The following is a 2,500-nucleotide window of genomic DNA, read 5'->3' on the forward strand; positions in this document are numbered from 1 at the left end:
CGCAGTCAAGCTCCCTTATGCCTTTGCACTCTACGAATGATTTCCAACCATTCTGAGGGAACCTTTGGGCGCCTCCGTTACACTTTAGGAGGCGACCGCCCCAGTCAAACTGCCCACCTGACACTGTCTCCCGGGTCGATAAGACCCGTAGGTTAGAATTTCAATACAGTCAGGGCGGTATCCCACCAGCGCCTCCACCGAAGCTAGCGCTCCGGTTTCAATGGCTCCCGCCTATCCTGTACAAACTGTACCAAAATTCAATATCAGGCTACAGTAAAGCTCCACGGGGTCTTTCCGTCCTGTCGCGGGTAACCTGCATCTTCACAGGTACTATAATTTCACCGAGTCTCTGGTTGAGACAGTGCCCAAATCGTTACACCTTTCGTGCGGGTCGGAACTTACCCGACAAGGAATTTCGCTACCTTAGGACCGTTATAGTTACGGCCGCCGTTTACTGGGGCTTCAGTTCAGAGCTTCGCTTACGCTAACCCCTCTCCTTAACCTTCCAGCACCGGGCAGGTGTCACCCCCTATACTTCGCCTTACGGCTTCGCAGAGAGCTGTGTTTTTGCTAAACAGTCGCTTGGGCCTATTCACTGCGGCTTTCCGTTAAGAAAGCACCCCTTCTCCCGAAGTTACGGGGTCATTTTGCCGAGTTCCTTAACCAGAGTTCTCTCGCACACCTTAGGATTCTCTCCTCGCCTACCTGTGTCGGTTTGCGGTACAGGCACCTTTTATCTCGCTAGAAGCTTTTCTTGGCAGCGGGGAATCAAAGACTTCGCTCCATAAGGAGCTTCCCCATCACAGCTCAGCCTTTACGATAAGCGGATTTGCCTACTTATCAGCCTAACTGCTTGGACGTGCACAACCAATCGCACGCTTCTTCTATCCTTCTGCGTCCCTCCATTGCTCAAACGATAAAGAGGTGGTACAGGAATATCAACCTGTTGTCCATCGCCTACGCCTGTCGGCCTCGGCTTAGGTCCTGACTAACCCTGAGCGGACGAGCCTTCCTCAGGAAACCTTAGGCATTCGGTGGACGGGATTCTCACCCGTCTTTCGCTACTCATACCGGCATTCTCACTTCTAAGCACTCCACCAGTCCTTCCGGTCTGACTTCACTGTCCTTAGAACGCTCCCCTACCACTGATACCATTGGTATCAATCCGCAGCTTCGGTGGTGTATTTAGCCCCGGTACATTTTCGGCGCAGAGTCACTCGACTAGTGAGCTATTACGCACTCTTTAAATGGTGGCTGCTTCTAAGCCAACATCCTAGTTGTCTAAGCAACTCCACATCCTTTTCCACTTAATACACACTTTGGGACCTTAGCTGGCGGTCTGGGCTGTTTCCCTTTTGACTACGGATCTTATCACTCGCAGTCTGACTCCTAAGGATAAGTCATTGGCATTCGGAGTTTGACTGAATTCGGTAATCCGATGAGGACCCCTAGTCCAATCAGTGCTCTACCTCCAAGACTCTTACACTTAAGGCTAGCCCTAAAGCTATTTCGGGGAGAACCAGCTATCTCCAGGTTCGATTGGAATTTCTCCGCTACCCACACCTCATCCCCGCACTTTTCAACGTGCGTGGGTTCGGGCCTCCATTCAGTGTTACCTGAACTTCACCCTGGACATGGGTAGATCACCTGGTTTCGGGTCTACGACCACGTACTAAACGCCCTATTCAGACTCGCTTTCGCTGCGGCTCCGCCTCTTCAGCTTAACCTCGCACGGGATCGTAACTCGCCGGTTCATTCTACAAAAGGCACGCCATCACCCGTTAACGGGCTCTGACTATTTGTAGGCACACGGTTTCAGGATCTCTTTCACTCCCCTTCCGGGGTGCTTTTCACCTTTCCCTCACGGTACTGGTTCACTATCGATCACTAGGGAGTATTTAGCCTTGGGAGATGGTCCTCCCAGATTCCGACGGAATTTCACGTGTTCCGCCGTACTCAGGATACATTCAAGAGAGAACGAAGTTTCGACTACGGGGTTGTTACCCTCTACGACGGACCTTTCCAGGTCGCTTCGTCTACCTCGTTCCTTTGTAACTCCGTATAGAATGTCCTACAACCCCAAGAGGCAAGCCTCTTGGTTTGGGCTATGTTCCGTTTCGCTCGCCGCTACTCAGGAAATCGCATTTGCTTTCTCTTCCTCCAGGTACTTAGATGTTTCAGTTCCCTGGGTCTGTCTTCCTTACCCTATGTATTCAGATAAGGATACCATACCATTACGTATGGTGGGTTTCCCCATTCGGAAATCTTCGGATCAAAGCTTACTTACAGCTCCCCGAAGCATATCGGCGTTAGTCCCGTCCTTCATCGACTCCTAGTGTCAAGGCATCCACCGTGCGCCCTTTCTAACTTAACCAAACTAAAAATTAAAAAATATGAGCTACACTGTTATCTAGTTTTCAAAGAACATACATTTATATATGAGAGATAGTTCTCTCAAAACTGAACAAAACGAAACACGGAAACTTATATTGATGAACAG

Annotated in this window: 1 rRNA gene (only partly in view); it reads right to left on the reverse strand. The window is 50.2% G+C overall.

Annotation, left to right across the window (positions count from 1 at the left end):
* Positions 1-2,374 (reverse strand): 23S ribosomal RNA (locus M1D66_RS26845) (it extends 548 nt beyond the left edge of the window).
* Positions 2,375-2,500: the final 126 nt, after the last annotated feature.

Source organism: Bacillus sp. PK6-16 (genome assembly GCF_056530295.1).